We start from the raw sequence: 26,584 nt of genomic DNA, 5'->3' as shown, positions 1-26,584 counted from the left end.
GGGCTCCTACGGCGAAGGATCAGTTTGTCGCAATGTCGCAAGGCAAGAGCCGGCGGGCGGTGCCCGCCCTACGCGGTTCGCGCACGCGTGACGCTTGCCCGTATCCCGAATTCCGGCTCAATCCCGGAAGTTGTCGAACTGCAGCGGCAGTTCCACGTCGGACTTGCGCAGCACGGCCATCGCCAGTTGCAGGTCGTCGCGCTTCTTGCCGCTGACGCGCAGCTTGTCGCCGTTGATCTGCGCCTCGACCTTGAGCTTGGCCGCCTTCAGTTCGGCCACCAGTTTCTTGGCGATCGGCTGCTCGATACCCTGCTTGACCGTAATCTTCTGCCGCGAGCCACCCAGGTTGGTTTCCGGCTCACCCGCGTCGAGCGCGCGGATGTCGATCTTCCGCGCGGTCAGCCGTCCGCGCAGGATGTCCAGCATCTGCTGCAGCTGGAATTCGCTGGGTGCGCTCTGGGTGATCACGCCGTCGTCCAGCACGTAACTCGCGTCCACGCCCTTGAAGTCGAAGCGGTTGCCCAGTTCGCGGTTGGCCTGGTCGACCGCGTTGGTCAGCTCGTGCTTGTCGACTTCGGAAATCACGTCAAAGGAAGGCATGGCGGCGGCTCGCTGGTAGCTGAAGAACGGAGTGTAAGCGATGCGGCTGGGCGATAATGCACGACCTTCATTTCCTTCATTTCCTTTATTCCGGCGAAAGCCGGGACCCAGTGCCTGTACCGGTTGCGAGGCACTGGATGACCAGCTGCGCTGTTGTAAAGCGCCTCCGGCCTTCGCCGGGATGGCGAACAAAAGCGCAATGGCGTGGCCATGGACTGGGCCAGCTGTTCTGCGACGACTCGTCCAAGCAGATCGTGCGCATGCTGCTGGACGAGTGCGCTGCGGCCGGCGTGACGGTGGAGGCGAGTTGCGGCGTGCAGCGTGTGCGCAGGACGCCGGAAGGCTTCAACGTGCTCACCGCGCGCGGCGAGGTGCATGCCGAGTCGCTGGTGGTCGCCTCGGGTGGCCTGTCGATCCCCAGCATGGGCGCCAGCGGCTTCGGCTACGAACTGGCGCGCCAGTTCGGCCACGCCGTGCTGCCCACGCGCGCGGGACTGGTGCCGCTGACCTTGAGCGGCAAACACCAGGAGCATTACCAGGACCTCGCCGGCGTGGCGCTGCCTGCGGTGGAGGCGCGGGTCGGCAAGCAGGGCTTTCGCGCCGGCCTGCTGTTCACCCATCGTGGCCTCAGCGGACCGGCGATCCTGCAGATTTCCTCGTACTGGCAGCCGAGCGACGACCTGCGCATCGATCTGCTGCCGGACCTCGACATCGGCGCGTACCTGGTCGAACAATGCACCGCACGGCCGCTGGCGGAACTGAAGACCGTGCTCGGCGAGGTGCTGCCGAAGCGCCTGGCGCAACGCCTGTGCGAGCAGTGGCTTGGCAATCGGCCGATGCGTCAGTACCGCGAAGCCGAGCTGGTGCAGCTCGGCACGCAGCTCAGCGCCTGGCCGATCACCGCCAGCGGCACCGAGGGCTATCGCACCGCCGAGGTCACCCTGGGCGGGGTCGATACCGACGAGCTGTCCTCCAGCACCATGCAGTCGAAGCGGGTGCCGGGGCTGTATTTCATCGGCGAGGTGGTCGACGTCACCGGCTGGCTCGGCGGCTACAACTTCCAGTGGGCGCGGGCCTCGGGGCAGGCGGCGGGAACAGTGGCGTGATATGGCGGATTTCGCGCGGACTGAATATCGCGCGTGTTTCACTGGGCGCCGGTTTCGGCATGAGGACACCTGCATGGAAGTCGGATTCATCGGCCTCGGCGCGATGGGCAGTGCGATGGCCAGCAACCTGCTGGCGGCCGGCCACACGCTGACGGTGTGGAACCGCTCGGCGGCAGCCACCGAGCCGCTGGCCTCGCTGGGCGCAAAGGTGGTGAAGACGGCCGACCGCGCCGTGCAGGGCGAAGTGCTGTGCAGCATGCTGGCGAACGACCAGGCGGTACGCGAAGTGTTCCTTGAGGGCGGTGTGCTCGATGCGATGGATCGCGGCACCGTGCACGTCAACCACGCCACCATCTCGGTGGCACTGGCGCAGGAGCTGGCCGCGCAACACGGCAGGCGCGGGCTGGAGTACGTCGCCGCGCCGGTGTTCGGGCGCCCGGACCTGGCCGCCGCGGCGAAGCTCAACATCCTGGTGGCCGGCAAGCCTGCCGCCATCGAACGCGTACGGCCCTTGCTGGAGGCGATGGGCAGCAAACTGTGGCCAATGGGCGAGGCGCCGGAGCGCGCGAACGTGGCGAAGATCGCCGGCAACTTCATGCTGGCCGCCGCGATCGAGAGCATGGCTGAAGCCACCACGCTGACCCGCGCCCACGGCGTCAGCGCGGCGGAGTTTCTCGACGTGATGACCAGTACCCTGTTCGCTGCGCCAGCCTATCAGGGCTACGGCAAGCTGATCGCCGAGCAGCGCTTCAAGCCGGCCGGGTTCGCATTGCCGCTGGGCTACAAGGATGTGGGGCTGGCGCTGGCAGCGGGGGAGGCGCAGCGCGTACCGCTGCCGTTCGCCGGCGTGCTGCGCGACGCCATGCTGGAGGCGCTGGCTGCCGGCGATGCGGAACTGGACTGGTCGGCGCTGGCGCTGGTCGCCGCGCGCCGGGCACATCTGGACGAACGCGAATGACCCTGCATCTGGATCGTGTGGTTTCGTAGGGAGGGCATTGCCCGCCGGCTTCTGCCTGACCCAGAGCGGCGGGCGGTGGCGCTATGGTTGCCAGGCCAGCGAGCCGTCGATCACCGTATGGCTGCGTCCGCCGACCCAGATCGCGTTGTCGTCGATGTGCACGATCAGTTGTGCGTCGTGGCCGATCTCGCGGCCCTGGCTGACCTTGTAGCCGCGGGCCAGCGGGCCGTGCGGTTCGGCATGGGCGATATACGCGGCGATCAGACCGTTGGCGGCGCCGGAGGCGGGGTCCTCGACGATGCCCACACCCGCCGGGAATGCGCGTACTGCCAACTGGTAATCAGGCTGACGGCTTCGTGCGAACGCGCACAGGCCCATGCTGTCGCTGGCGTGGGCCAGTGCGGCGATCGCCGCATGGTCGGGTTGCCACGCGCGCAGGCTGGCTTCGTCGGCCAGCTCGGCCAGCCACCAGCGGCGGCCGCCGTCGACCAGCGCCGGCGGCAGCACGCCCGCTTTGATGCCGGCCAGCGTGGCCGCCAGCCGCGGGTGGGCGTCGTGGCCGGTATCCAGTACACGCTCGCCGGGCGACTGCAGCAGCAGTTCGCGCCCGGCGCCGTTGCCCAGTACGCGGATCGGCAGCACGCCGGCACCGCATTCCTGCCACAGCAGGCCGTCGCGCGGCTCGGCCAGGCCGCAGGTGAGCGCGGCGTGCGCGCTGCCGATGCTGGGGTGGCCGGCGAACGGAATCTCCTTGTGCGGGGTGAAGATGCGCACGCGGTAGCTGGCGCGCGGATCGGTCGGCGGCAGCAGGAAGGTGGTCTCGACCAACGCCGTCCAGCGCGCGAAGCGCTGCATCGCCGCGGCGCTCCAGCGGTCCGCGCCGAGTACCACGCCGAGGTGGTTGCCGCCGCCCTGGGTGGCGGTAAAGACGTCCAGATGCAGGTAGCGAAGTGAGGTCATGGCATGCGCCGGGCGACCGGACGGCCGCGTAAAGCGGCGAATGATAGCCGCCTGCCATGGGTGCGGGCAGTGATTTCCCGGAATATGGCGCGACGGCAGATGCATAAGCGCGAAAGTCGACAAGCCGCGGCGACGGCGCCAAGATGTCCGCTTTTGTTGCCGGACGCGGAACCGCCCATGCTGATCACCCTGGCCATCATCGCCATCACCTGCATCGTCTCGTTCATGGCGTTCAAGAACAGCCGCCTGCTGAACGACCTGATCCTGTGGCCGCCGGCGATCGCCCGCCAGCGCGAGTACCACCGCCTGGTGACCTACGGCCTGGTGCATGCGGACTTCGGCCACTTGCTGTTCAACATGATCACGCTGTTCTTCTTCGGCCGGGTGATGGAGGGCTTCTTCGCCTCGCGCATGGGGCCGTTCGGTTTCGCGCTGTTCTACATCGGCGGCCTGGTGGTCTCGATCCTGCCGACCTACCTGAAGAACCGCGGCAACCCGAACTACCGCAGCCTCGGCGCCTCGGGCGCGGTGTCGGCGGTGCTGTTCGCCTTCATCCTGCTGGCGCCGTGGTCGCGCATCATCGTGCTGGTGATCCCGATGCCGGCGATCGTCTACGCCGTGCTGTACACCGGCTACTCGATCTACATGGACCGGCGCGGGCAGGGCAACGTCAACCACAGCGCGCACCTGTGGGGCGCAGCCTACGGCGTGATCTTCACCCTGCTGGTGGAGCCGCGGGTGCTGCCGCATTTCCTCGACGCGCTGATGCATCCGAGCTTCCGATGATGAACGCTTCTTGCGCTGCGTAATGCCTGCCGCGGCCGGGGCGTGCATACTGGCCACAGCTATATCGCCCACCGCAGGAGAACGAACGCATGGCTATGACCCGCAAGTCGGCTGCGAAGAAATCCGCGGCAAAGAAAGCTATCGCCAGGAAAGTGCCGGCCGGGAAGACCGTCGCGAAGAAGTCCGCCCCGCGCAAGGTCGCGGTGAAGAAGACCGTCGCGAAGAAGGCTGCCGCGAAGAAGACGCCAGTGCGGAAGCCTGCCGCCGGCAAGGCGGTGGCAGGGAAGACCGCGAAGAAGCCGGCGACGAAAAAAGTGGCGGTCCGCAAGGTCGCCGTGAAGAAGGCGGCGGCGAAAAAGCCCGTGGCGAAGTCGGTGGCCAAACCGCGCATGGCCAGGGCTGCTGGCCAACCCGCCGTTGCTGCGAAAGGGCCGGCCCCGCGCAAGCGTGCGCCGGAGCCGGCAACCCGCTACCTCAGCCAGGAGGATGCCGTGGCAAAGATCCAGGCCTTGCTTGCGGTCAAGCAGGAACGGGCAAGACAGGCGCCGATCTGGCCGGACGCCAACCCGTCCCAGCCGGGGCCAGGCCGGGCGGAACTGCAGCCGCCGCTGGCCGGTCCGGTGGGCGGCGAAGGCGCCGACAGGCGCGTGCTGGCTCCCCAGCGGGGCGAACAGAGCAAGCGCAACGGCTGAGTCGGCTCCGCTCCGCCGACCTGAATCGAAGCCGGGTGGCGATACGTGGCTGGCGGGTAAACGCCGGCGGACGGTGCGCTGCAACTCAGTGCGCGTTCAAGTGCAGCGGCCTAGCGTGAAGTCGCAACTCCCGATGGAGACCGATCATGAAACGCCTGCTGGCCAGCGTTGTCCTGAGCGTCGCCGCCGCGACGCTGTCGGGCTGCTATTACGACCCGGGCTACAGCTATGTGCGTGGCTCCGGCTACAGCGGCGATGCCTACTATGGCGATGGCGGCAACACCTATTACGCGACGCCGGGCTACTACGACGGCTATTACGGCGGTTACTACGGTTGCTGCTATGCGCCCGGCGTGAGCGTGGGCGTCGGCAGCGTGTGGTACGGCGCCCCGCGCTACCGGGACAGCGACTACCACTACCGCGACTACGGCGGTTACCGCGATTATCACGGCCACGCCGGTCGGTGGCAGGGCCATGACCGCGGCGACCATCGCGACGAGCGCCCGCCGCGACGCGACGCCCGCCGCGACCGCGACGACCGCGATCGTCGCTGAGGGTTGAGGCAGTATCGGGGCATGCCCGGATTCGCCCCCCCGCGCCGCCGTATTCCAAGGCTCATCGCCATCGCGGCGATGGGCCTTTTGCTGTGCGCCTGCGGCAGCCTGCGCTACTACGCGCAGGCGGTGCACGGGCAGGGCGAGCTGGTCGTGCACCGGCGTGCGGTAAGCAAGCTGCTGCGCGATCCGGCCACCGATCCGCAGCTCGCCGCGCGGCTGCAGCAGGCGCAGCGGGCGCGCCGGTTCGCCTCGCAGCGGCTGGCCTTGCCGGACAACCGCAGCTACACCGGGTACGTCGCGCTGGATCGGCCCTACGTGGTGTGGAACGTGTTCGCCACGCCGCGCTACTCGGTGCAGGCCGTGCCGCAGTGTTTCCCGATCAGCGGCTGCGTGGCCTATCGCGGCTGGTTCCGCGAGGCGGCGGCGAAGGAGTATGCAGCGCGGTTGCATGCGCGCGGCGACGACGTGTGGATCGGCGGCGTGCCGGCGTACTCCACGCTGGGCTGGTTCGCCGATCCGATCCTGTCGAGCATGCTGCGCTGGGACGACGATGAGCTGGATGGCACGATCTTCCACGAGCTGGCGCACCAACTGGTCTACGTGAAGGGCGACACCGCGTTCAACGAATCCTTCGCGACCTTCGTGCAGACCGAGGGGCTGCGCGAATGGCGCCAGTCACGCGGGCTGCCGCCGCCGGATGAGCGCGTCCACGCGATGGAACGGGGCTTCACCCGCCTGGTGCTGGACCTGCGCACGCGCCTGGCGGCGCTGTACGCCGGCAGTGCGGACGCGGCGGCGATGGAGGCGGGCAAACAGCGCGAGATCGCGGCGTTCCGCGTCCGTTATGCGCAGTGGCGCGAGCGCGACTGGCCGGGCGATCACCGCTACGACGCCTGGATCGCGCAGCCGATCAACAACGCGCGGCTGCTGCCGTTCGGCCTGTACGAGCAGTGGACGCCGGCATTCGCCGTGCTGTTCCGCCAGGCCGAGGGGCAGTGGCCGGCGTTCTACGCCAGCGTGCGCAAGCTGGCGCGCGAACCGAAGGCGCAGCGCGAACAGGCACTGCAGGCATTGTGCGATTCTCGGCAGGCCGGGGCGGCGGCCGGGCGGTGAATGGCGCGGTCGCCTCAGCTGCCGTGCCTGCGTCCCGCCATGTGCCGCAGGTAGGCCAGCACGGCGTCGAGGTCGGCATCGGACAGCGCATGCGTGTCGAACCCGGGCATCCTCGCCTGCGGCCATCGTCGCAGCGACTGCGGATCGCGGATGAATGCGCGCAGCAGGTCGGCGCGCAGGTACTCGGTGGGATTGTGCGGGATGTTCAGATCCGGGCCGAGCTTCGCATCCCCCTGACCGTTGAGCGTGTGGCAGGCGAGGCAGGTACGCTGGAATACCGCGAAGCCGCGCCGCACCTCGCTGTCCGGCGGCAGCGAGGGATCGGGCAGGAGCGCCGGGAAGCGCGCGGCCACGTCGGCCAGCTTGCGGATGCTGGCCAGCTGGTACGGCCATTGTTCCGGGCCGATGCCGGCAGCCTGCGGGCGCGTCCACACCACGTAGAACGGTCCGGCCCGGCCGTGGCCAGGCAACGCGGGCCACGGTCGGGCCGGGTCCTCGATCGCCAGCCAGGCTTCGCTGCCTTGCGTGTTCAGCAGCAGCGCAGCGGGAATCTCGGCGGCAAAGCCGTCGCCAGCCACGAACTGCAGGTGGTCGCCGGGAGCGATGCCGTCGAGCAGTGCGGCCAGCGGCACCGCGCGGTAATGCATCGTGCGGCGAAATGCCACGTCGGCGGGTACGTCGATCGTGCGCGCGTCGGGGCGCCTGAGCAGGGTTTCGCTGTTGTAGGCCATCACGCCATGGCCGAGGTCGACCTTCAGCTCGGCCGCTGCCGCGGGCAGGGCCAGGCACAGCGCGAGCAGGTATACGGCGAGCAGCTTCATGGTCGATCCCGCGAGAGGAAGAAGAAATTGTAGGCGGCGTACGCGCGAACCGTCCCGTCCGTCTCGTGACGGCAAGCCTGTCGGAAAGCTGAACGAGCGCCGCTGTGCACGTTGAACTCACCTGCCGGCGGCCACACTAAGCAGGTGTATCGCCGTGACGGCGACAGGAAGTGGCGCAATCCACCGCACCACTGAGGGGCCGGCATTCCTCCCCTGGATGCCGCCTGACAAACCCCATCAGCCCTCCCCTGGCTGATGGGGTTTCTTTTTGGGCGGAACAAGCCGCGCGGTTCGAGTGGATAATGGCCGTCCCGCTCCGCTCCCTGCCGCCGATGATCATCGAATCACTGCTCGACACCGACCTGTACAAGTTCTCGATGATGCAGGTGGCGCTGCACCAGTATCCGGCCGCCCAGGTCGAATACCGCTTCAAGTGCCGCACGCCTGGCATCGACCTGGTGCCGTACATCGACGAGATCCGCGCCGAACTGGCGGGGTTGTGTTCGCTGCGTTTCGCGCCGGACGAGCTCGACTACCTGCGCACGTGGCGTTTCATCAAGAGCGATTTCGTGGACTTCCTGGGCTTGTTCCAGCTCAACGAGAAGTATGTGGAGATCGCACCGGCCGCGGCGGCCAACGGCGAGATCGAGATCCGCATCCGCGGGCCGTGGCTGCACACCATCCTGTTCGAGGTGCCGCTGCTGGCGATCGTCAACGAGGTGTACTTCCGCAGGACCAGCGGCGGCCTCGACCTTGCCGAGGGGCGCCAGCGACTGCAGGCGAAGATCGCCCTGCTGCATGACGCGTCCGGCTACGAGGGCTGCAAGATCGCCGACTACGGCACGCGCCGGCGCTACTCGCGGGTGTGGCAGGAAGAGGCGGTGACCGCGCTGCGCGACGGGCTGGGCGAGCAACTGGCCGGCACCAGCAACGTGTGGCTGGCGCGCAAGCTCAACCTGACCCCGCTGGGCACGCTGGCACACGAGTACCTGCAGGCGCACCAGGCGCTGGGGCCGCGCCTGCGCGACTCGCAGGTGGCGGCGCTGGAGGCGTGGGCGAAGGAGTACCGCGGCGACCTCGGCATCGCGCTGTCGGACGTCTACGGGCTCGACGCGTTCCTGCGCGACTTCGACATGTACTTCTGCAAGCTGTTCGACGGCACCCGCCACGACTCCGGCGACCCGTTCGCCTGGGGCGAGCGGGTGCTGGCGCACTACGCCGCGAATCGCGTCGACCCGCGCAGCAAGGTGCTGGTGTTCAGCGACGCCCTGGACATCCCCCGGGTGATGCAGCTGTACGCATACTTCCGCGGCCGCTGCCAGCTCTCGTTCGGCGTGGGCACCAACCTCACCAACGACGTGGGCCCCGAGCCGCTCAACATCGTGATCAAGATGATCCGCTGCAACGGCCAGCCGGTGGCCAAGCTGAGCGATTCGCCGGGCAAGAACATGTGCGAGGACGAGGCCTACGTGGCGTATTTGCGGAAGGTGTTCCAGATTCCCGCGTCGCAGGGCTGATCGCTGTGCCCCTCCCCTGCTTTGCAGGGGAGGGCGTCAGAACGCCGGCAGCACGGCGCCGTGGTACTTCTGCTCGATGAACGCCTTGATCTCGGGGCTGTGCAGCACCCTGGCCAGCTGCTGCACGCGCGGGTCGTTCTGGTTGTCAGGGCGGCCGACCAGGTAGTTCACGTAGGGCGAGTCCTTGTCCTCGATCAGCAGCGCGTCTTTCGTGGGGTTCAGCCCGGCGGCCAGCGCGTAGTTGGTGTTGATCAGCGCCAGGTCGACCTCGTCCAGCGTGCGCGGCAGCATCGCCGCTTCCAGCTCGCGGAACTTCAGGTGTTTCGGATTCGCGGTGATGTCCTTCAACGTGGCCATCTGGTCGGTCGGGTCCTTCAGCGTGATCAGGCCGTGCTTCGCCAGCAGCAGCAGCGCGCGGCTGTTGTTGCTGGGATCGTTCGGCAGCGTCACGCTGGCGCCGTCGGGCAACTGGTCGATGTTCTTGTACTTCTTCGAGTACGCGCCGAACGGCTCGATGTGCACGCCGGTGATGACGACGAGGTGGGTGCCGCGCTCGCGGTTGAACGCATCCAGGTAGGGCTTGGTCTGGAAGTAGTTCAGGTCGATGGCCTTCTCGGCCAGCTGGGTGTTCGGCTGCACGTAGTCGGCAAACACCTTGACCTGCAGGTCTACACCTTCCTTGGCCAGCAGCGGTTTGGCCTGCTTGAGGATTTCCGCGTGCGGGATCGCGGTGGCGGCCACGCGCAGCGTCTGGCCGTCCTCCTTCGGTGCGGAACAGCCCGCCAGCAGGAGCAGGGCGGTGACGAAGGCGGCGCGTAGGAGTTTCATGGGGAATTCGTTTGTGCGGCGCACAATAATAAGCCGTCTATACCGCCAAACACAATCCTGGCTTGGCATGGCTCGCGCGTCATGCCTTCGGCTTGGCATATCCGGCCAGCAGGAGCAGGGCCAGGATAGCGGCGACGGCGGCGAGCAGCAGGCTCATGGCGGTGATTTCCGGTGGCGGCCAACAAAAGTAGGCCGCCCGTACCGCCACGCGCAAATAACCGATCAGCTTCGCTTATAACGCGTCACGATGTGGTCGCCGAGCATCTGCAGTGCCTGCACCAGTACGATCAGCAACACCACGGTGACCAGCATGTAGTCGGACTTGTAGCTGAGATAGCCGTAGCGGTAGGCCAGGTCACCGAGGCCGCCGGAACCGATCGCGCCGCCCATCGCGGTGTAGCCGACCAGCGCGATCGCGGTGACCGTGATGCCGGCGAACAGGCCGCCGCGGGCTTCCGGCAGCAGCACGTGGCGCACGATCTGCCACAGGCTGGCGCCCATTGCCTGGCTGGCTTCGATCACGCCCCGCTGCACCTCGTGCAGCGCGGTCTCCACCAGCCGCGCGAAGAACGGCGCCGCGCCGATCACCAGCGGCGGGATCGCGCCGCGGATGCCCAGTTTGCTGCCGACCAGGGCGTAGGTGAGCGGCATCAGCACGATCATCAGGATGATGAACGGCACCGAGCGCAGGATGTTCACCAGCAGCGAGGTGATGGCGTAGAGCTTCGGCATCGGCCGCAGCTGGCCCTTGCCGGTGAGGTACAGCAGCACGCCCAGCGGCAGGCCGATCAGCACGGTGAGGGCGAGCGAACCGCCCAGCATCAGCAGGGTGTCGACGCAGGCGCGGCCGATCTCGCCCCAGTCGTCGATGTTTGGAAAAAGTTTCTGCAGCGGGTTCATCGGTGCAGCTCCTCGATCTCGATACCGGCCTCGCGCAACATGGCCAGTGCAGCGTCCGTCCGTTCGCCCTGCATCGCCAGGGTGAGCTGGCCGTAGGGCAGCTCCTTGATATGGTCGATGCGCCCGGCGAGCAGGTTGAACTCCACTCCGGTCTCGCGCGCCACCCGGCTCAGCGAAGGACTCAGCGTGGCGTCGCCGCGGAAGCTCAGGCGCAGGATGCGGCCGTCGACCCGGGTGAACGGCGCCAGTTCGCTGGCGGCCTCCTCGGGCAGCGCCTCGTTGACAAAGCGCTTCGTGGTGGGGTGCTGCGGGTGCAGGAATACGTCGGCGACCGCGCCGCGCTCGACGATGGCGCCCGCGTCGAGCACCGCCACGCGGTCGCACACGCGGCGTACCACGTCCATCTCGTGGGTGATCAGCACGATGGTGAGCTTCAGCTCGCGGTTGATCTCGGCCAGCAGTTCCAGCACCGAGGCGGTGGTCTGCGGGTCGAGCGCACTGGTGGCCTCATCGCACAGCAGGACGGTGGGCCGGTTGGCCAATGCACGGGCGATGCCGACGCGCTGCTTCTGGCCGCCGGAAAGTTGCGAGGGGTACTTGTCGGCGTGGGCGGCCAATCCCACCCGCGCCAGCAGTTCGTCGACGCGCGCGCGGATGACGCCGGCGTCGCGTTCGCCGGTCAGCCGCAGCGGGAACGCCACGTTGTCCGCCGCCGTCTGCGAGGCGAGCAGGTTGAAGTGCTGGAAGATCATGCCGATCCGCCGGCGCTGCGCGCGCAGCGCCGGTTCGGCCAGCGTGGTCATCTCGGTGTCGCCCACGAAGATGCGCCCGCCGCTGGGCCGTTCGAGCAGGTTGATCAGCCGTATCAGCGTCGATTTGCCGGCACCGGACAGACCGATGATGCCGAACACCTCGCCGTCCATGATGTCGAGGCTGAACGGCTGCAGCGCGGGCATGTCCCTGCCGTCGACGCGGTAGGACTTGTGGACATCGACAAAGCGGATCACGGCGGGGAAGTGGCCTGCGGACGGGTGCGCCATTCTATGCCACGGGAAGCTGTGCCACGGGCAGCGGCGGCGGTGGCGTATGCTGCGGGATTGATCCATCACGACGGAGTCCGTCCATGTCCAGCGTTTACGATTTCACCGTTCGCGATATCGACGGCAACCCGCGCTCGCTTGCCGAATGGCGCGGCAAGACCCTGCTGATCGTCAATGTGGCATCCAAATGCGGCTTCACCCCGCAATACCAGGGGCTGGAGACGCTGTGGCAGGACCAGCGCGACCTGGGCCTGGTGGTGCTCGGTTTCCCGTGCGATCAGTTCGGCCACCAGGAACCCGGCGACGAGGCCGAGATCAAGACGTTCTGCAGCACCCAGTACGACGTGACCTTTCCGTTGTTCGCCAAGCTCGAGGTCAACGGCGAGCACGCCGATCCGCTGTACAAATGGCTGAAGAGCGAAGGCAAGGGCATTCTCGGCAGCGAGTCGATCAAGTGGAACTTCACCAAGTTCCTGGTCGACGCGGACGGCCAGGTGGTGAAGCGTTACGCCTCTACCGACACGCCGGAAAAGATCGGCAAGGACACGCGGGCCCGGCTGGGCGGTTGACGGTCCGATCATGGCGGCCTGATGCGCTTCTGCTAACCTTGCCGGTCCTCGTCGCCGGTGGGTGGCGCCGAACCTTTCACGAGACCATCATGCAGATTGCCCAGAACGCCGTTGCCGCCTTCCATTACACGCTGACCGACGACGATGGCCAGGTCATCGACAGCTCCGCGGGCCGCGAGCCGCTGACCTACCTGCATGGCAGCGGCCATATCGTGCCGGGCCTGGAAAAACAGATGGAAGGCCGCGCCGCCGGCGACAAGTTCACCGCCCACGTGGCGCCCGAGGAAGGTTACGGCGTGCGCCACGAGGAGCTGATGCAGGAAGTGCCGCGCGCGGCATTCCAGGGCGTCGAGGACATCCAGCCCGGCATGCAGTTCCAGGGCAACGGCCCGGAAGGCCAGGTCAACGTCACCGTCACCAAGGTCGAGAACGACGTGGTGTTCATCGACGCCAACCACCCGTTGGCCGGCAAGACCCTGCACTTCGCCATCGAGGTGACCGACGTGCGCGGCGCCACCGCGGAAGAACTGGCGCACGGCCACGTACACGGCGCCGGCGGCCACCACCACTGATCGCGGCTGCTGCCGCAACGCGAAGGCCCGGTGCTTGCACCGGGCCTTCGCCGTTCCACCCTCCGCCCTAATACCAGTCGAGCAGCGACACGCCCAGGCCGAGGTAGGTGGCGTTGTGGTTGTAGTCGATCATGCTTTCGCCGTAGCCCTTGAACACCTCCATGTAGCCGCGCAGGTTGCCGGCGACCGGGAAGCTCCAGCTGAAGCGCGCCGAGCCGTGGCTGCGGTTGCCGCCGCGCAGCGAATGGCGCAGCAGCATGCCGAACTCCTGGCCGCGCCATTCGTGCACGACCTGCATCTCGCCGCGGCCCATGTAGTCGCTGATGTCGGGGTTGTTGTCGTCGCGGCGCGCCTCCGGGACGCGCCACCACGGGCGCAGCATCACGGCCCAGCCGTCGCGCTCGAAGCCGACGCTGGCGATCACCCGGTTCCAGCTGCGCGACAGCGGATTGCTGCGGCCGTTGGACTGGTGGTTGAAGCCGATGCCGAGCATCCGCCCCTCCCAGCCCAGCGCCTGGTAGTGGGTGTCGAACACCAGCATCGCCTCGGGCTCGTAGTTGGTTTCGCGGAACGGCCGCGAGGCCTTGGCGTTGTACACCTGCCAGCGCGAGGACTGGGTATAGCCCACCCACAGGTCGCCGGCGTCGCCGAATACGCCCTGCCACAGCTTGGTCTTCAGGCTGAGCTGGAACTTCATCTCCGCGTTGTCCAGCTGTTCTCCCGGGCCCGGCACGGTGTTGTCCGGGTTCGGGCTGTGCGGTCGCTTGTTCTGGTTGCTGGTGGCGAAAACCGGCAGCGCATAGACCGGCTTGTAGCCGCGGATGTTGAAGGTGCCGAGCTTGCTTTCCGGTGACAGTTCCCAGCGGCTGTCGAGCAGCGACAGTGGGGTCGCCACTTCGCGGTTGGTTTCCGCGCTGGCGGAGACCTTCGGATGATCGCGACTGAAAATGCCCGGCGTGGCGGTGGTCTGGTCGATGCGCTTCTGCGCGATCGGCAGGTTGACCCGGCCGGTGGCGTGGTCGTAGCAGGCCAGCCGCTGGGCATCGCTCTCGATCGCGGTGCAGGCGCGGATGTCGGTGGGGTCGGGGTTCTGCGCGTGCGCGGCGCTGGCCAGGGCGCCGGCGCACAGCGCCATCAGGACGGCCGCGGTCGGACGTTTCATGGAGGAAAGTTCCTGGCGGGTCGGCGGACCAGTTTAGCGGAGCGAGCGCGGACGGCGGTGATCGGCACATGAAAACGCCGGCCGCGCGTGCGACCGGCGTCTGTGGCGTGGAGGCTCACTTGTCGTCGGTCCAGCGCTTGTACTCGCTCTTGCTGATGCGCCCGTCACGGTTGCGGTCGGCGTGCAGGAAGTCATTGGCAAGCAGGGGGTAGGCCGAGGCCTGTTCCTCGCTGATGTATTTCCCGCCACCGGACAGCTGCTCGAAACTCGGCGCCGGGCCGGCCGGCGGGGGCGGAGGCATGCTCGAACGCACCTCCAACTGGCCCGCCGGCGTGTTCATGGTGGCCGTGTCGACTTGGCTGGTCGGTGCCGCTGCCGCCGTGCCGGCCGCTGGCGGTGTCGGCGGGACGGTTTGCGGCGGCAGCGGTTGCGGCGCCGTGTCCGTGGGCGATGGCGGAGGCGTCTGCGGCGGCATGTCCTGCTGCGCGATCAGGCTGCCGGCGAACAGCAGGGTGCCGGCGGCGAGGGCGCTCAATAATGGCTTGCGGGATTTCATCATCGGTACTCCATGCCAGAATGATCGGCGGAGTTGTGCGGTGCCCTGCACTCCATCGAGCGGGCGTTCTCCTGCCGATTCGCGTTTCACGCTAACAGGGGCCTTGTAAATGCCGACTCAATATCCAGGTCACGAAGTCGTGAAGGCAGGCGGCCATTGGGCGCCGCTTCAGGTGATGGCCACGTGTTGAGCCTGGCGCAGGCGCGGGCGCTGCAGCTGTCGGCGCAGGGCCTGCTGCAGGCGCCGCGACGACGGCCCCGGCGCGACGACGTGGTGGCGGCGGTCGCGCGCATGCGCCTGCTGCAGATCGACACCATCCACGTGGTGGCGCGCAGCCCCTACCTGGTGCTGCATTCGCGCCTGGGCGATTACCCGGCGGCCTGGCTGGACGAGGCGCTCGCGCAAGGCCGGTTGGCCGAGTGCTGGGCGCATGAGGCATGTTTTGTCAGCGCCGCCGATGTCGCCTGGCACCGTGGCGGCCATGATCACCGCGCGCATCACTGGGCGCATCGCCATGCGGCGCGCATGCACCGCGAGCAACGTGCCGACATGGATGCGCTGCTGCAGTCGATTCGTGCCTCCGGCCCGGTGCGGGCAGCCGATTTCTCGCGCAGGGCCGGCGTCGCCAAGGCGGGCTGGTGGGAGTGGAAACCGGAGAAGCGCTGGCTGGAGGCGTGGTTCGCACTGGGCGAGCTGATGGTGGCGCGGCGCGACAACTTCCAGCGCGTCTACGATCTGGCCGAAAACGTGCTGGCCCGGCTCGAGCCGCCGTTCGATCCGGCCTTTGCGCCTTCGGCGGCGCAACAGCGCGAACGCTTCATCCTCGACAGCGTGCGTGCGCTGGGGGTGACGCAGGCGGCCTGGGTCGCCGACTACTTCCGCCTGAAGCCGAAGGTCGGCGAGCGCGAACTGGCGCCGCTGGTGGCCAGCGGCGAACTGCTGGCGGTGCCGGTGGAGGGCTGGCACACTCCCGGCTATGTGCACCGCGACCATGCCGCAACGCTGGCCCAGGCACTGGCGGGGCGCCTGCGCGCCACGCGTACCGTGCTGCTGTCGCCGTTCGACCCGCTGGTATGGGACCGGGCGCGCGCCCAGGCCATGTTCGGTTTCGAGTACACCATCGAGTGCTACACGCCGGCGCCGAAGCGCCGCTACGGCTACTTCGTGCTGCCGATCCTGCATCGGGGCCGGCTGATCGGCCGGCTCGACGCCAAGGCCCACCGTGACAGCGGCGTGTTCGAGGTCAAGGCCGTGTTCCTGGAGCCCGGGGTGTCGCCCCAGCCGGCACTGGTGCAGGCGGTGGCCGCAGCGATCGCCGATACCGCGCGCTGGCACGGCACCCCAAAGATCCGGCTGGGGCGCACTTCGCCGGCCGCGCTGGCGCGGCCGTTGCGCGCGGCATGGCGGCACGTGGGCTGACGGGCATCTTTCCTGTCTGATCCCGGATCCCGAGCGATCTACGGTGTGCCGCTCCCGGGTGCGGGATTCTCCGCGCACGACTTGCCGTGCAGGGCCTGGCGCAGCTGGCTGGCCAGCGAGTTGCAGCGCGCCGCCAGCTGTGGCCGGATGTCTGGGTTCTTCGAGTCGCGCAGCAGGCTACTGCGCATCGCCTCGTAGCGGGATTGCAACTGGTTCTGCGGGAAGATCGCCGCCGCGCGATGGCAGGCCAGATAGCTGGCCAGGTAGTCGTCGCAGGCGGCGATGCCGGTGTCCTCGGACAGGTCGGGTTTGGCGGCGGCGGGCTTGCTGGAAGCGCTGCGGGCACGCTCCCGTTCCCGCTGAGGGGAAGCCTTGTGGGCGGACACGGACGGGCTTGCCGCGCTGGCGCTGGCCGTTGTCGTGGTCCGTGTGGTCTCATGGGGCGCGCCGCAAGCCGCCAGCAGGCCTACGAGCGCGCTGGTCAGGATCAGGCGGGACAGTGCTGGCATGGCTCTTCTCCAGGTGGCGACCGTGCCGGCCGGGTGGCGGGCGGATCCGGGGACTGTCTGCCACTAGACTGCGCCGAAGGTCAAGAAAATCTGAATTTGTCGCCGCAGCGGTGCGGAACGGTGAACCGGCTCCATTCCGTTCGGCCCGGTTGTGCCGTTATGATCCGTCCACTGAGTTTGCCGGGGTCAGCAGAGTTTGTGGCCCGATGCTGCCGATCCGCGATCTGCCTCATCGTTCACCCCTGGGTTGTTTCCTTGCACACCAGTCAAGCCGGCCGGTCGCCTCGCGGCGGCTGTCCATAAACCCTGTGGAGTGATTAAACATGTCTGATCGTCAGGTGGGTACCGTCAAGTGGTTCAACGACGCCAAGGGCTTCGGTTTCATTGCCCGCGACAATGGCCCGGACGTTTTCGTGCATTTCCGCGCCATTACCGGCAGCGGCTTCAAGAGCCTGCAGGAAGGCCAGCAGGTCTCGTTCAAGGTGGTGCAGGGCCAGAAGGGTCTGCAGGCCGAGGAAGTGACCCCCGCCTGAGCGCCCTGCGATGCAGCAAAAACCGGACAGGGATGCCCGGTTTTTTCCGGCCTGGATAATGTCCCCGGCAGCCCGCTTGACAAATCACTCGCCGGCTGAAAATCCGTTATGCTTGGGCCGCTGCGTCTGCTTGGCTACGTGAGTGCCCGGTAAGGATTTCCTGAATCCGACTGTTGCACCGGACCCTGCATGCTCAGTAAACGTCGGCCCGCAGGGGCCGGTTTGTCTCAGCGTCTGGATAGGATCGGAGTGAGTCATGTCGGATCGTGAAGTAGGTACCGTCAAGTGGTTCAACGACGCCAAGGGTTTCGGCTTCATCAGCCGTGAGAACGGCCCTGACGTATTCGTGCATTTCCGCGCCATCACCGGCTCGGGTTTCAAAAGCCTTCAGGAAGGCCAGAAGGTGAGCTTCAAGGTCGTCGACGGCCAGAAGGGCTTGCAGGCCGAAGACGTCACCCCGGTCTGAGGCGGTGACGGCATCCGTTTGAAGAGGTCGGCGCAAGCCGGCCTCTCTTTTGTGGTGGCGGGGACAATTCGCTAGCCTGCAGCCATGGCCGACCCCTCCATCGACAGCATCCCCGCCGCGGCTGAGTCGCTGGTGCTTCCGGCAACCGCCGCCGACGGTGCCCGTTTCGAACTGCTGGCCGTGTGTCCGGCCGCGGCTTGGCAGCGCCTGCTGTACTGGATTCCGGCGATGGGCATACCGGCCCGGCATTACCTGCCGCTGGCGCAAGCGCTGGCGGCGCGGGGCATCGCGGTGGTGCTGCACGAGTGGCGTGGCATCGGCTCCAGCGACCGACGCGCCGGCCGTGGTAGCAACTGGGGTTATCGCCAGTTGCTGCAGGACGACCTGCCCGCTGGCCTAGCCACCGTGCGCCAGCGCTGGCCGCAGGCGAGCTGCCTGCTCGGCGGGCACAGCCTGGGCGGCCAGCTCGGCCTGCTCTACGCCAGCCTGCATCCGTGCGACTTCACTGGCTTGCTGCTGGTGGCCAGCGGTTCGCCGTACTGGCGATGCTTCCGGCATGGCGGGCTGATTCGGCAGGCTTATGTGCTGGCGCCCCTGCTGGCCGGGCTGATGGGTTACCTGCCCGGACGGCGGCTCGGCTTCGGCGGCAACGAGGCGCGCGGGGTGATCGCCGACTGGGCGCGCAGCGGGCGCACTGGCCGCTACGCGGCGAGCGGGATGACGCAGGATTTCGAACGTCAGCTGGCCGCGCTGCCATTGCCGTTGCTGGCGCTGCGGCTGCAGGAGGACTGGCTGGGTCCAGCGGCGTCGCTGGAGTGGCTGCTGGGCAAGCTGGGGCCGGGCGCACGGCGCGTGGAAACGATCGCACGCGACGACCTCGGCGGCCAGCCGGCCGACCATTTCGGCTGGATGGGGACGCCCGTGCCGGTCGCCGCGCGCATTGCCGACTGGCTGGCCGCGCCGGACGCAGCGTTTGTCGCAGGCGACAGCGCGGCGGGTTGATTCGGCGCGGGCCCGACTGCATGTCGAGGTACCCACGTCACCGGATACCCCCTATGAAACTGTTCGATCCGTTCACCCAGCGCAGCCTGAGCCTGCGCAACCGCCTGGTGGTCTCGCCGATGTGCGAATACTCCGCCGTCGACGGCGTGCCGAACGACTGGCACCTGGTGCACCTTGGAAGCCGCGCGGTGGGCGGCGCGGGGGCGGTGATCGCCGAGGCCACCGCGGTCTCCGCCGAAGGCCGCATCTCGCCGCAGGACACCGGCCTGTGGAACCAGACCCAGGTGGACGCCTGGCAGCCGATCACCCGCTTCATCAAGGCGCATGGCGCGGTCGCCGGCGTGCAACTGGCGCACGCCGGGCGCAAGGCCAGCACGCTGCGGCCGTGGGAAGGGCACGGCCCGGTGCCGAGCGGACAGGGCGACTGGCGCATCGTGGCGCCCTCGGCGCTGCCGTTCGACGACGGCTGGCAGGTTCCGCAGGCGCTGGACGAGGCCGGCGTCCAGACGGTGATCGCGGATTTTCGCGAAACCACCCGGCGCGCGCTGGCGGCGGGCTTCGAGCTGGTTGAAGTGCACGCCGCGCACGGCTACCTGCTGCACCAGTTCCTGTCGCCGCTGAGTAACCGGCGTGACGATCGCTATGGCGGCAGCTTCGACAACCGTACCCGGCTGCTGCGCGAGGTGCTTGCTGCCGTGCGCGAGGCGTGGCCGGCCGAACTGCCGTTGTGGCTGCGCATCTCGGCGACGGACTGGGCCGACGGCGGCTGGACGGCGGCGGAAAGCGTGGAGCTGGCGCGCCAGGTGCGGGCGCTGGGCGTGGACCTGATCGACGTCTCCAGCGGCGGCCTGGTGCCGCACGCGAAGATTCCGCTGGGGCCGGGTTACCAGGTGCCGTTCGCCGGGCAGATCCGCCGCGAGGCCGGTGTCGCCACCGGTGCGGTGGGGTTGATCACCGGCGCGGAGCAGGCCGCACAGATCGTCGCCACCGGCGAGGCCGACGTGGTGCTGATTGCGCGCGAGAGCCTGCGCGACCCGTACTTCCCGCGGCGCGCGGCACAGCGGCTGGGTGCGAAGATCGACCCGCCAGTGCAATATCAGCGGGCCTGGTAATCATCGAGGAGAACGTGATGGACGCTGCACCTGCCCTGATCGAAGGTACCCGTCTGCATGACCTCGGCGACGGCTTCATGGTGCGCCGCATGCTGCCGGTATTGCTGGCGCGGCACGTCGGCCCGTTCGTGTTCTACGACCACATGGGGCCGGTCACCTTTGCCGCCGGCAACGGCATGAACGTGCGGCCGCATCCGCACATCGGCCTGGCTACGGTGACCTGGCTGTTCGACGGCGTGATCCGCCATCGCGACAGCATTGGCAGCCTGGCCGATATCCACCCCGGCGCGGTGAACTGGATGACCGCCGGCCATGGCATTGCCCATTCCGAGCGCACGCCGCCGGAGGCGCGTCAGGGCAGCCAGCTGTTGCATGGCATCCAGGTCTGGGTGGCGCTGCCACAGGCCGACGCCGAGGTGGCGCCGGAATTCCACCATCACGACAGCGACGCGTTGCCGCGGATTCGCCAGTCCGGCGTCGAGGCGGTGTTGATCGCGGGGACTGCCTACGGCGAACGTTCGCCGGTGAAGGTGTTCGCGCCGATGTTTTTCCTCGAAGTGCGGCTGGAGGCCGGCGCCGAACTGGCGTTGCCGCCGGAACACGCCGAGCGCGGTGTGCATGTGGTCGAGGGCGCGGTGCGCTGGGGCGAGCTGGAGATTGGCGCGCAGCAGATGGCGGTGCAGGCCGGCCCGTCGGCGCCGACGCTGCGTGCGCACGAGGCCAGCCGCCTGATGTTGTTCGGCGGCGCGCCGCTGGATGGCGAACGGCACCTGTGGTGGAACTTCGTGGCCAGCACGCGCGAGCGCATCGAGCAGGCCAAGGCCGACTGGCGCGAGGGGCGCTTCCCGAAAGTGGCCGGCGACGACAAGGAATTCATCCCGCTGCCGGAGTAGGCGCACGCGGATTGCCTTGCCTCGTAGGGCGGACACTGTCCGCCGCTCTCGGCTTCAACAAGGCAAAGGCCGGCGGGCAGTGCCCGCCCTACAGCGCGCACGGATCGGTTGAGTGGCAGAATCGGCGCGTCCCGCCGCGGAGCAGAAACATGTCCGGCTACAGCAGCTTCACCGAGTTCTATCCGTTCTACCTCAGCGAGCACGGCAACCGCATTTGCCGCCGGATGCACTTCATCGGCAGCACGCTGGTGCTGGCGGTGATCGTGCTGGCCCTGGCAAGTGGTCAGCTGCGCTGGCTGTGGCTGGCGCCGGTGTTCGGCTATGGCTTTGCCTGGATCGGTCACTTCGCGTTCGAGAAGAACCGCCCGGCCACGTTCAAACACCCGCTGTACAGCCTGATGGGCGACTGGGTGATGTACGGCCAGATGCTGCGCGGCAGGATCCGCTTCTGACGATTTTCTCCCTCCCCTGCTCGCAGGGGAGGGCCGGGGTGGGGTGCTCTTCGCCTCAGCGGTACTGCTGGTGGCAGCTCTTGCAGGTCTCGCCGACCGGCTCGATCGCGGCCGTCACCGCTTCGCAGCTCGCTGGCGCGGCCTGCACGGCCTGGTGCAGGCGTTCCTGCAACTGGGTGGCATCGTCGGTGAAGGCCTTTTCGTCGATGCCGAACACCGGCATGACGTCGCTGGCGGTGGACTCCAGGCGGGCCAGGTGATGTTGCACCTTCGCCGGGTCGCACTGCTTCGCCTTGATCGCGTTCTTCAGTTCACCCACGTGGTAGCCCATGGTTTCCATCACCGCCTTCGGCATCGGGTTGCGCGCGGCCAGCGCATTCATCACGTTGGCCGTGCCGATCACACCGATCACCAGGCCAAGCAGGATCAGCAGGGCTGCACGCATCGCTACGATTCCGAGGTTGGGAAACCCGCAGGATAGCGCGGCCCGTCGCACGTCATCCGCGCAGGCACGATAAAATGGCGCCTTTGCAACAGGATTCCCCGGTGACCCACGCAGATACGACCACGCACCCGCCCGGCGGCACCACCGGCGCGGCGACGTTCCCGGCCGAACGCTTCGCCGGCGTCGAGCGGCTGTACGGCAGCGGCAGCGTGGCCGCGCTGGCAGGCAAGCACGTCTGCGTGATCGGCATCGGCGGCGTCGGCTCGTGGGCGGTCGAGGCGCTCGCGCGCAGTGGCGTGGGGCAGCTCACCCTGATCGACGCCGATGAGGTCTGTGTGTCCAACACCAACCGCCAGCTGCACGCGCTGGACGGCGAGTACGGCAAGCCCAAAGTAGGCGTAATGGCGGCGCGCGCCCACGCGATCAACCCGACTATCCGGCTGGAGGCGGTCGAGCGTTTCCTCACCCCGTCCACGCTGGATGAACTGCTCGACCGCGGCTACGACGTGGTGCTGGACGCCTGCGACGCGTTCCGCGTGAAGCTCGAAACGATCGCCTGGTGCCGCCGGCGCAAGCTGCCGATCGTCAGCGTGGGTTCGGCCGGCGGGCGTACCGACCCGACCCAGATCCGCGTGCGCGACCTCTCGCGCACCGAACACGACGCGATGTTCAGCCTGATCCGCAAGAAGCTCCGCGCCGACTTCAACTTTCCGCGCAACCCGGATCGCTATTTCGGCGTTTCAGCCGTCTATTCGCTGCAGAACGTGCAGTATCCGCAACCGGACGGCACGGTCTGCGGCACCCGCCCGCCCGGCGGCGACGCGATGAACCTGGCCTGCGGCGGTGGGCTGGGCGCGGCCACCCATGTCACCGGCGCCTTCGCGTTCGCGGCGGTGGGCAAAGTGCTGGAGAAGCTGATGGGGTGACTGGACACGGGCGCGCGCGCCCGTGTCCACATGTAGAGACGGCCGGCCGGCGTCAGGTCAAACTCGCCATGCGGTTCTCGCGTCCGGGCGGAGAATGGCTACAAATTGCCAGGCTTGTCGGCCGGTGGGTTGCCATCCGAGGTCTTGTCATCCGGGGTCTTGTCCGTAGCCGCCTTGCCCTCGCTGGCGGAAACCGGAATCAGGGCGCCCACCGAGGTGGTGCCGACCGGATCCGTCTTGAATTTCGGGTCGTAGGGATTGTCGCTTTCGCGGAACTGCTGATAGGCCACCACGCCATGCATGTCATGCCCACTGGTGATCTCGAAGCCTGTGGTGTCCGTATGCAAGGGCGTGCCCGTCATGCTTTTGCCCGTCCTGGGAGCCGAGGGGCCGCCTGTCGAGCCGACCTTCAGCGGCCCGGTGGCGCCGCCGGTGCGTGAGCCGGTCATGCCTGCGCGCACCTGGGCCCAGCGCACCTTGGCCCGGTGCAGGGCGGTGGCGTCGCCGTAAGTAGGCTTCAGCTGGTTCCACAGAGTATCGACCCGGGCGAAGTCGGCTTCGCTCAGCGGCGTGATCATCAGGTTGCGCGTCGCGACGTATTGCGGTGTGTTGCGCTCAGCCGCCAGAACCATCCAGGCGGCGCCCAGCGGCCGATCCACCGGCACCCCCTGGCCGCGGTAATACATCACCCCGAGGTTGTATTCGGCCGGCTTGTACGCCCATGACGCCGCGACCTTGTACATGTCGATCGCGTAGCGGTAGTTCTTCTGCTCGTAGGCGCGGGCGGCTATCCTGAAAAAATACACGCCCGGCCTGGCATCGCTCTCGGGGCTGGTGAAGTCCTCGTTCGGCGAGGCGCCGAAGTTCGGGTCACTGTCGTACGAGGGCGCGGCGGTGGAGGGAAGGTAGGCTGGAGAAGCTGGGGTGCTGGTAGCCGCGGCGCCGCTTTGCCCCCAGGCCGGCAGCGCCATGGTGAGCGCCAGGCCAGCAAGCATCCATGCGCAGGTGCCGGAAACACGTTCCATGACCATGAGCGATCTCCTTTCACCAGGTTGGTGACCATGGGATATACGCCTGGGGTGATCGGTGATGCAAGCCCGGCCCAGGTCATGCCGGCTCGCCATCCGCTCGCTGGAGCGTCCCGCGATCGAACTCCACAGGATGTGTCCGGGGGCTTGCGGTGATCGCGGTGCGCTCCGTGACCGCGCACATCCCGCTCATCCGCACGCGCCTGCTCGCTTACCAGCCCATGTAATGCCCACCGTTGATCGCCAGGTTGGCGCCTGTGATCCAGGCGGCCTGGTCGCCGGTGAAGAAGGCCACCGCGTGGGCGATCTCCTCCGGCTTGCCGAGGCGGCCGACCGGGATCTGCGCCACGATCTTCTCGCGCACTTCCTCCGGCACCGCCATCACCATGTCGGTGCCGACATAGCCGGGCGAGACGGTATTCACGGTGATGCCGAACTTCGCGTTCTCCTGCGCCAGCGAGATGGTGAAGCCGTGCATGCCGGCCTTCGCCGCGGCGTAGTTGGCCTGGCCGTACTGGCCCTTCTGGCCGTTGATCGAGCTGATCTGCACGATGCGGCCCCACTTGCGCGCGCGCATGCCCTCGATCACCGGGCGGGTGACGTTGAAGCAGGCGTTGAGGTTGGTGTTGATCACGTCCGTCCACTGCTGGTAATTCATCTTGTGGAAGGTGGTGTCGCGGGTGATGCCGGCGTTGTTGACCAGGATGTCGACCGCGCCGCACTTCTCCTCGATCGCCTGGATCATCGCCGCGCAGGCGACGGGGTCGGAGACGTCGCCGGACACCATGCACACCTCGATGCCATCGGCCGCCATCGCCTTGCGCCAGACTTCGGCCTTGCCCGGGTCACGATAATTGGTGGCCACCCGATGTCCCTGTCCGGCGAGGTAGCGAACGATCGCGCTGCCGATGCCGCCGGTGCCGCCTGTGACCAATGCCGTGCGCTGCGTCATGTCCTTGGAACTCCTGTGCAGGTGAAGCGTGGACTGTCGCGCCGGAGCATGGCGAGGGCATGTTTCAGCCGCTGTCGCCAGGCGCCGGCGCGTCCGGCATTTATAGCGTTTCAGGCGAAAGAGTGACCGCTGCAATGCGGCAAATCCGCCGGCTCGAAGTTGGCCAGCGCCTGGGCCAGCAGGTCGCCGGCATCGGCTGCCATGGCCGGCGCCGGCACGCGCAGGAACGCCAGCGCCCGCCGCAGCGCCGGCAGCGGATCGGCCGGGTCGACCGGAAACGCCCGCTCGGACTTCGACAGCTTGCGCCCCTCCGCATCGAGCACCAGCGGCAGGTGGCGATACCCCGGCGTGGGCAGGCCGAGGCAGCGCTGCAGCCAGATCTGCCGCGCGGTGGAGTCGAGCAGGTCCTGCCCGCGCACCACCTCGGTGATGCCTTGGAAGGCGTCGTCGACCACACAGGCGAGCTGGTAGGAATAAAGGCCCTCGACCCGGCGGACCACGAAGTCACCCACGTCGTCGCGCAGGTTCTGCTGCTGCGGACCCTGCAGCGCGTCGTCGAAGGCGATGGTGATATCCGGCACGTGCAATCGCCAGGCCGGCGCCTGGCCGGGCTGCGGCAGTGCGACGCAGCGGCCATCGCGGTGGATGCCGCCGGCGCCGGCCAGTTCGCTGCGACTGCACCAGCAGGGGAACACCTGGCCGGCCACGCGCAGCTGTTCGAACGCCGCGTCGTAGGCGGCGATGCGCCGTGACTGGAACAACGCCGGCGCGTCGGCGACCAGGCCGAACGCCGGCAGCGCGGCGAGGATGCCGGCGGCCGAGCCGGGAACCTCGCGCGGCGGGTCGATGTCTTCCACCCGCAGCAGCCACTCGCCGCCGGCATGCCGCGCGCACAGCCAGCTGCCCACCGCGGCGACCAGCGAGCCGAAGTGCAGTTGCCCGGTGGGCGAGGGGGCGAAGCGACCGCGGTGGATCATCGGCGCATTCTAGGGTAGCGGCGCGTGCCCGGTCGCCGCCCGCAACCCTTGAAAGCGGTCGCTTGCGCCCCGAATCTTGAGCCACGGTTTTTCCGTTTCCTTCATGACTGCCACAGAGAGACAGCCATGCGTCGCATCGCATTGTTCATTGCTACCAACCTTGCCGTCCTGCTCCTGCTGAGCATCGTCCTCCGCCTGTTCGGCATCGACCAGATGGCCGCCGCCCGCGGTTACGGCGGCATGGGCGGCCTGCTGGCCTACGCCGCCGTGTTCGGCATGGGCGGCGCCTTCATTTCGCTGGCGATGTCCAAATGGATGGCCAAGATGTCCACCGGCGCGCGGGTGATCGAGCAGCCGCAGAACGAGACCGAGCGCTGGCTGGTCGACACCGTGCGCCGCCACGCGCAGAACGCCGGCATCGGCATGCCCGAGGTGGCGATCTACGACGCGCCGGAAATGAACGCGTTCGCTACCGGCATGACCAAGAACAGCTCGCTGGTGGCGGTCAGCTCCGGTCTTCTGCAACAGATGAACCGCGAGCAGGCCGGCGCCGTACTCGGCCACGAGATCGGCCACGTGGCGAACGGCGACATGGTCACCCTGACCCTGATCCAGGGCGTGCTGAACACGCTGGTGATCCTGGCCGCGCGCATCGTGGGCCGGTTGGTCGACAGTTGGATGAGCGGCGGTCGCGACGACCGCGAAGGCGGTACCGGCATAGGCTATTTCGTGACCGTGATTGTGCTGCAGCTGGTGTTCGGCCTGTTCGCCTCGGTCATCGTGGCCGCGTTTTCGCGCTGGCGCGAGTTCCGCGCCGACGCGGCGGGCGCGCAGTTTGCCGGCCGCGGTGCGATGATCTCGGCACTGCAGCGGCTGCAGGCCAACCACGGCGAGAACACGCTGCCGCAGACGATCGCCGCGTTCGGCATCTCCGGTCCGCTGGCCGACGGCTTCAGGCGCCTGTTCATGAGCCACCCGCCGCTGGAGGAGCGCATCGCCGCGCTGCAGCGCAGCGCGTAAGAATGGTTGCACCATAGACCCCACATTCGTCATTCCGGCGCAGGCCGGAATCGCATTTCCAGTACGACCACGCAAAGACGCAAGTGCGATTCCGGCCTGCGCCGGAATGACGA

The 26,584-nt window shown here is 67.9% G+C and carries 31 protein-coding genes; 18 read left to right on the top strand and 13 right to left on the bottom strand.

Going from position 1 to position 26,584, the window contains the following annotated elements; all coding sequences use genetic code 11:
- Positions 1-117: 117 nt before the first annotated feature.
- Positions 118-600 carry a YajQ family cyclic di-GMP-binding protein gene (locus tag LRK53_RS13920; RefSeq protein WP_235642330.1) on the bottom strand — a complete coding sequence of 161 codons (483 nt, stop codon included), beginning with the start codon at positions 598-600 and terminating at the stop codon, positions 118-120.
- A gap of 137 nt (positions 601-737) precedes the next feature.
- On the opposite strand from LRK53_RS13920, the gene LRK53_RS13915 reads away from it, so the two are divergent.
- Positions 738-1,706, top strand: a complete 969-nt coding sequence (locus tag LRK53_RS13915) for a BaiN/RdsA family NAD(P)/FAD-dependent oxidoreductase (RefSeq protein ID WP_235642329.1) — start codon at positions 738-740, stop codon at positions 1,704-1,706.
- Between the two features lie 73 nt (positions 1,707-1,779).
- Positions 1,780-2,664, top strand: coding sequence for an NAD(P)-dependent oxidoreductase (locus tag LRK53_RS13910; RefSeq protein ID WP_235642328.1), 885 nt, complete (start codon positions 1,780-1,782; stop codon positions 2,662-2,664).
- A gap of 81 nt (positions 2,665-2,745) precedes the next feature.
- On the opposite strand, the gene LRK53_RS13905 is transcribed toward LRK53_RS13910, so the two are convergent.
- On the bottom strand, positions 2,746-3,624 hold the full coding sequence (locus LRK53_RS13905; protein WP_027493986.1) for a PhzF family phenazine biosynthesis protein: 879 nt from the start codon (positions 3,622-3,624) through the stop codon (positions 2,746-2,748).
- Positions 3,625-3,801: 177 nt separating this feature from the next.
- Here LRK53_RS13905 and LRK53_RS13900 point away from each other — a divergent pair, with 177 nt between their 5' ends.
- The 4 genes from LRK53_RS13900 to LRK53_RS13885 all read left to right on the top strand — a co-directional run bounded on the left by LRK53_RS13900 (position 3,802) and on the right by LRK53_RS13885 (position 6,772).
- Complete coding sequence (locus LRK53_RS13900) at positions 3,802-4,410, top strand: rhomboid family intramembrane serine protease (protein WP_027493985.1); 609 nt, start codon at positions 3,802-3,804, stop codon at positions 4,408-4,410.
- Positions 4,411-4,505: 95 nt separating this feature from the next.
- Positions 4,506-5,102 carry a histone H1-like repetitive region-containing protein gene (locus LRK53_RS13895; RefSeq protein WP_235642327.1) on the top strand — a complete coding sequence of 199 codons (597 nt, stop codon included), beginning with the start codon at positions 4,506-4,508 and terminating at the stop codon, positions 5,100-5,102.
- Positions 5,103-5,248: 146 nt separating this feature from the next.
- Positions 5,249-5,656 carry a lipoprotein gene (locus LRK53_RS13890; protein ID WP_027493983.1) on the top strand — a complete coding sequence of 136 codons (408 nt, stop codon included), beginning with the start codon at positions 5,249-5,251 and terminating at the stop codon, positions 5,654-5,656.
- Positions 5,657-5,734: 78 nt separating this feature from the next.
- Complete coding sequence (locus tag LRK53_RS13885) at positions 5,735-6,772, top strand: aminopeptidase (RefSeq protein ID WP_027493982.1); 1,038 nt, start codon at positions 5,735-5,737, stop codon at positions 6,770-6,772.
- A gap of 14 nt (positions 6,773-6,786) precedes the next feature.
- On the opposite strand, the gene LRK53_RS13880 is transcribed toward LRK53_RS13885, so the two are convergent.
- On the bottom strand, positions 6,787-7,593 hold the full coding sequence (locus LRK53_RS13880) for a cytochrome c (RefSeq protein WP_027493981.1): 807 nt from the start codon (positions 7,591-7,593) through the stop codon (positions 6,787-6,789).
- Between the two features lie 332 nt (positions 7,594-7,925).
- Here LRK53_RS13880 and pncB point away from each other — a divergent pair, with 332 nt between their 5' ends.
- The gene (gene pncB, locus LRK53_RS13875) at positions 7,926-9,110 is read left to right on the top strand and encodes a nicotinate phosphoribosyltransferase (protein WP_027493980.1); all 1,185 of its coding nucleotides are present in this window, start codon (positions 7,926-7,928) and stop codon (positions 9,108-9,110) included.
- 36 nt (positions 9,111-9,146) lie between these two features.
- Here pncB and LRK53_RS13870 read toward each other — a convergent pair whose 3' ends face one another.
- The 3 genes from LRK53_RS13870 to LRK53_RS13860 form a co-directional block, all read right to left on the bottom strand.
- Positions 9,147-9,938 (bottom strand): MetQ/NlpA family ABC transporter substrate-binding protein, encoded by a 792-nt coding sequence (locus LRK53_RS13870; protein WP_027493979.1) that lies wholly within the window; start codon positions 9,936-9,938, stop codon positions 9,147-9,149.
- Positions 9,939-10,160: 222 nt separating this feature from the next.
- On the bottom strand, positions 10,161-10,838 hold the full coding sequence (locus LRK53_RS13865) for a methionine ABC transporter permease (RefSeq protein ID WP_027493978.1): 678 nt from the start codon (positions 10,836-10,838) through the stop codon (positions 10,161-10,163).
- Positions 10,835-11,845, bottom strand: coding sequence for a methionine ABC transporter ATP-binding protein (locus LRK53_RS13860; RefSeq protein ID WP_027493977.1), 1,011 nt, complete (start codon positions 11,843-11,845; stop codon positions 10,835-10,837). Before LRK53_RS13860 ends, LRK53_RS13865 begins: the two co-directional genes overlap by 4 nt.
- A gap of 116 nt (positions 11,846-11,961) precedes the next feature.
- Between LRK53_RS13860 and LRK53_RS13855 the strand changes: the two genes are divergently transcribed.
- Both LRK53_RS13855 and LRK53_RS13850 read left to right on the top strand, forming a co-directional pair.
- Positions 11,962-12,447 (top strand): glutathione peroxidase, encoded by a 486-nt coding sequence (locus LRK53_RS13855; RefSeq protein WP_027493976.1) that lies wholly within the window; start codon positions 11,962-11,964, stop codon positions 12,445-12,447.
- An 89-nt stretch (positions 12,448-12,536) separates the two neighbouring features.
- Positions 12,537-13,019 (top strand): FKBP-type peptidyl-prolyl cis-trans isomerase, encoded by a 483-nt coding sequence (locus tag LRK53_RS13850; RefSeq protein WP_027493975.1) that lies wholly within the window; start codon positions 12,537-12,539, stop codon positions 13,017-13,019.
- Between the two features lie 67 nt (positions 13,020-13,086).
- Here LRK53_RS13850 and LRK53_RS13845 read toward each other — a convergent pair whose 3' ends face one another.
- Together LRK53_RS13845 and LRK53_RS13840 are read right to left on the bottom strand one after the other, a co-directional pair.
- Positions 13,087-14,181 carry a phospholipase A gene (locus tag LRK53_RS13845; protein ID WP_235642326.1) on the bottom strand — a complete coding sequence of 365 codons (1,095 nt, stop codon included), beginning with the start codon at positions 14,179-14,181 and terminating at the stop codon, positions 13,087-13,089.
- Between the two features lie 115 nt (positions 14,182-14,296).
- The gene (locus LRK53_RS13840; RefSeq protein WP_027493974.1) at positions 14,297-14,740 is read right to left on the bottom strand and encodes a hypothetical protein; all 444 of its coding nucleotides are present in this window, start codon (positions 14,738-14,740) and stop codon (positions 14,297-14,299) included.
- A gap of 180 nt (positions 14,741-14,920) precedes the next feature.
- Here LRK53_RS13840 and LRK53_RS13835 point away from each other — a divergent pair, with 180 nt between their 5' ends.
- The gene (locus LRK53_RS13835) at positions 14,921-16,156 is read left to right on the top strand and encodes a winged helix-turn-helix domain-containing protein (RefSeq protein ID WP_027493973.1); all 1,236 of its coding nucleotides are present in this window, start codon (positions 14,921-14,923) and stop codon (positions 16,154-16,156) included.
- 38 nt (positions 16,157-16,194) lie between these two features.
- Here LRK53_RS13835 and LRK53_RS13830 read toward each other — a convergent pair whose 3' ends face one another.
- Positions 16,195-16,665, bottom strand: a complete 471-nt coding sequence (locus tag LRK53_RS13830; RefSeq protein ID WP_027493972.1) for a hypothetical protein — start codon at positions 16,663-16,665, stop codon at positions 16,195-16,197.
- A 323-nt stretch (positions 16,666-16,988) separates the two neighbouring features.
- On the opposite strand from LRK53_RS13830, the gene LRK53_RS13825 reads away from it, so the two are divergent.
- From LRK53_RS13825 to LRK53_RS13800, 6 genes are all read left to right on the top strand, one after another.
- Positions 16,989-17,198 (top strand): cold-shock protein, encoded by a 210-nt coding sequence (locus tag LRK53_RS13825; RefSeq protein ID WP_008433536.1) that lies wholly within the window; start codon positions 16,989-16,991, stop codon positions 17,196-17,198.
- Positions 17,199-17,454: 256 nt separating this feature from the next.
- Positions 17,455-17,664: a cold-shock protein gene (locus LRK53_RS13820; RefSeq protein WP_007507924.1), complete on the top strand. Its 210-nt coding sequence runs from the start codon at positions 17,455-17,457 to the stop codon at positions 17,662-17,664.
- 84 nt (positions 17,665-17,748) lie between these two features.
- Complete coding sequence (locus LRK53_RS13815; RefSeq protein ID WP_027493971.1) at positions 17,749-18,666, top strand: alpha/beta hydrolase family protein; 918 nt, start codon at positions 17,749-17,751, stop codon at positions 18,664-18,666.
- A gap of 53 nt (positions 18,667-18,719) precedes the next feature.
- Entirely contained in the window at positions 18,720-19,778 is a 1,059-nt protein-coding gene (locus LRK53_RS13810) for an NADH:flavin oxidoreductase/NADH oxidase (RefSeq protein WP_027493970.1), read from the top strand.
- Positions 19,779-19,795: 17 nt separating this feature from the next.
- Entirely contained in the window at positions 19,796-20,671 is an 876-nt protein-coding gene (locus tag LRK53_RS13805) for a pirin family protein (RefSeq protein ID WP_027493969.1), read from the top strand.
- Positions 20,672-20,820: 149 nt separating this feature from the next.
- Positions 20,821-21,123 carry an Mpo1-like protein gene (locus LRK53_RS13800; RefSeq protein WP_027493968.1) on the top strand — a complete coding sequence of 101 codons (303 nt, stop codon included), beginning with the start codon at positions 20,821-20,823 and terminating at the stop codon, positions 21,121-21,123.
- 55 nt (positions 21,124-21,178) lie between these two features.
- On the opposite strand, the gene LRK53_RS13795 is transcribed toward LRK53_RS13800, so the two are convergent.
- The gene (locus LRK53_RS13795) at positions 21,179-21,568 is read right to left on the bottom strand and encodes a cytochrome c (protein WP_027493967.1); all 390 of its coding nucleotides are present in this window, start codon (positions 21,566-21,568) and stop codon (positions 21,179-21,181) included.
- Between the two features lie 74 nt (positions 21,569-21,642).
- On the opposite strand from LRK53_RS13795, the gene LRK53_RS13790 reads away from it, so the two are divergent.
- Positions 21,643-22,494, top strand: a complete 852-nt coding sequence (locus LRK53_RS13790; protein WP_027493966.1) for a tRNA threonylcarbamoyladenosine dehydratase — start codon at positions 21,643-21,645, stop codon at positions 22,492-22,494.
- Positions 22,495-22,592: 98 nt separating this feature from the next.
- Here the strand turns inward: LRK53_RS13790 and LRK53_RS13785 are convergent, their stop codons facing one another.
- The 3 genes from LRK53_RS13785 to gluQRS all read right to left on the bottom strand — a co-directional run bounded on the left by LRK53_RS13785 (position 22,593) and on the right by gluQRS (position 25,451).
- On the bottom strand, positions 22,593-23,525 hold the full coding sequence (locus LRK53_RS13785; RefSeq protein ID WP_027493965.1) for an SEL1-like repeat protein: 933 nt from the start codon (positions 23,523-23,525) through the stop codon (positions 22,593-22,595).
- A gap of 208 nt (positions 23,526-23,733) precedes the next feature.
- On the bottom strand, positions 23,734-24,474 hold the full coding sequence (gene phbB / locus LRK53_RS13780) for an acetoacetyl-CoA reductase (RefSeq protein WP_027493964.1): 741 nt from the start codon (positions 24,472-24,474) through the stop codon (positions 23,734-23,736).
- A 110-nt stretch (positions 24,475-24,584) separates the two neighbouring features.
- Positions 24,585-25,451, bottom strand: a complete 867-nt coding sequence (gluQRS, locus tag LRK53_RS13775) for a tRNA glutamyl-Q(34) synthetase GluQRS (protein WP_235642325.1) — start codon at positions 25,449-25,451, stop codon at positions 24,585-24,587.
- A 126-nt stretch (positions 25,452-25,577) separates the two neighbouring features.
- On the opposite strand from gluQRS, the gene htpX reads away from it, so the two are divergent.
- Positions 25,578-26,471 (top strand): protease HtpX, encoded by an 894-nt coding sequence (htpX, locus tag LRK53_RS13770; protein WP_027493962.1) that lies wholly within the window; start codon positions 25,578-25,580, stop codon positions 26,469-26,471.
- The last annotated feature ends 113 nt before the right edge of the window (positions 26,472-26,584 follow it).

It is taken from the genome of Rhodanobacter thiooxydans (assembly GCF_021545845.1).
Lineage (GTDB): Bacteria > Pseudomonadota > Gammaproteobacteria > Xanthomonadales > Rhodanobacteraceae > Rhodanobacter.
Note: the sequence above shows the minus strand (reverse complement) of the source record. Positions and strands in the feature narration are given on the sequence as shown.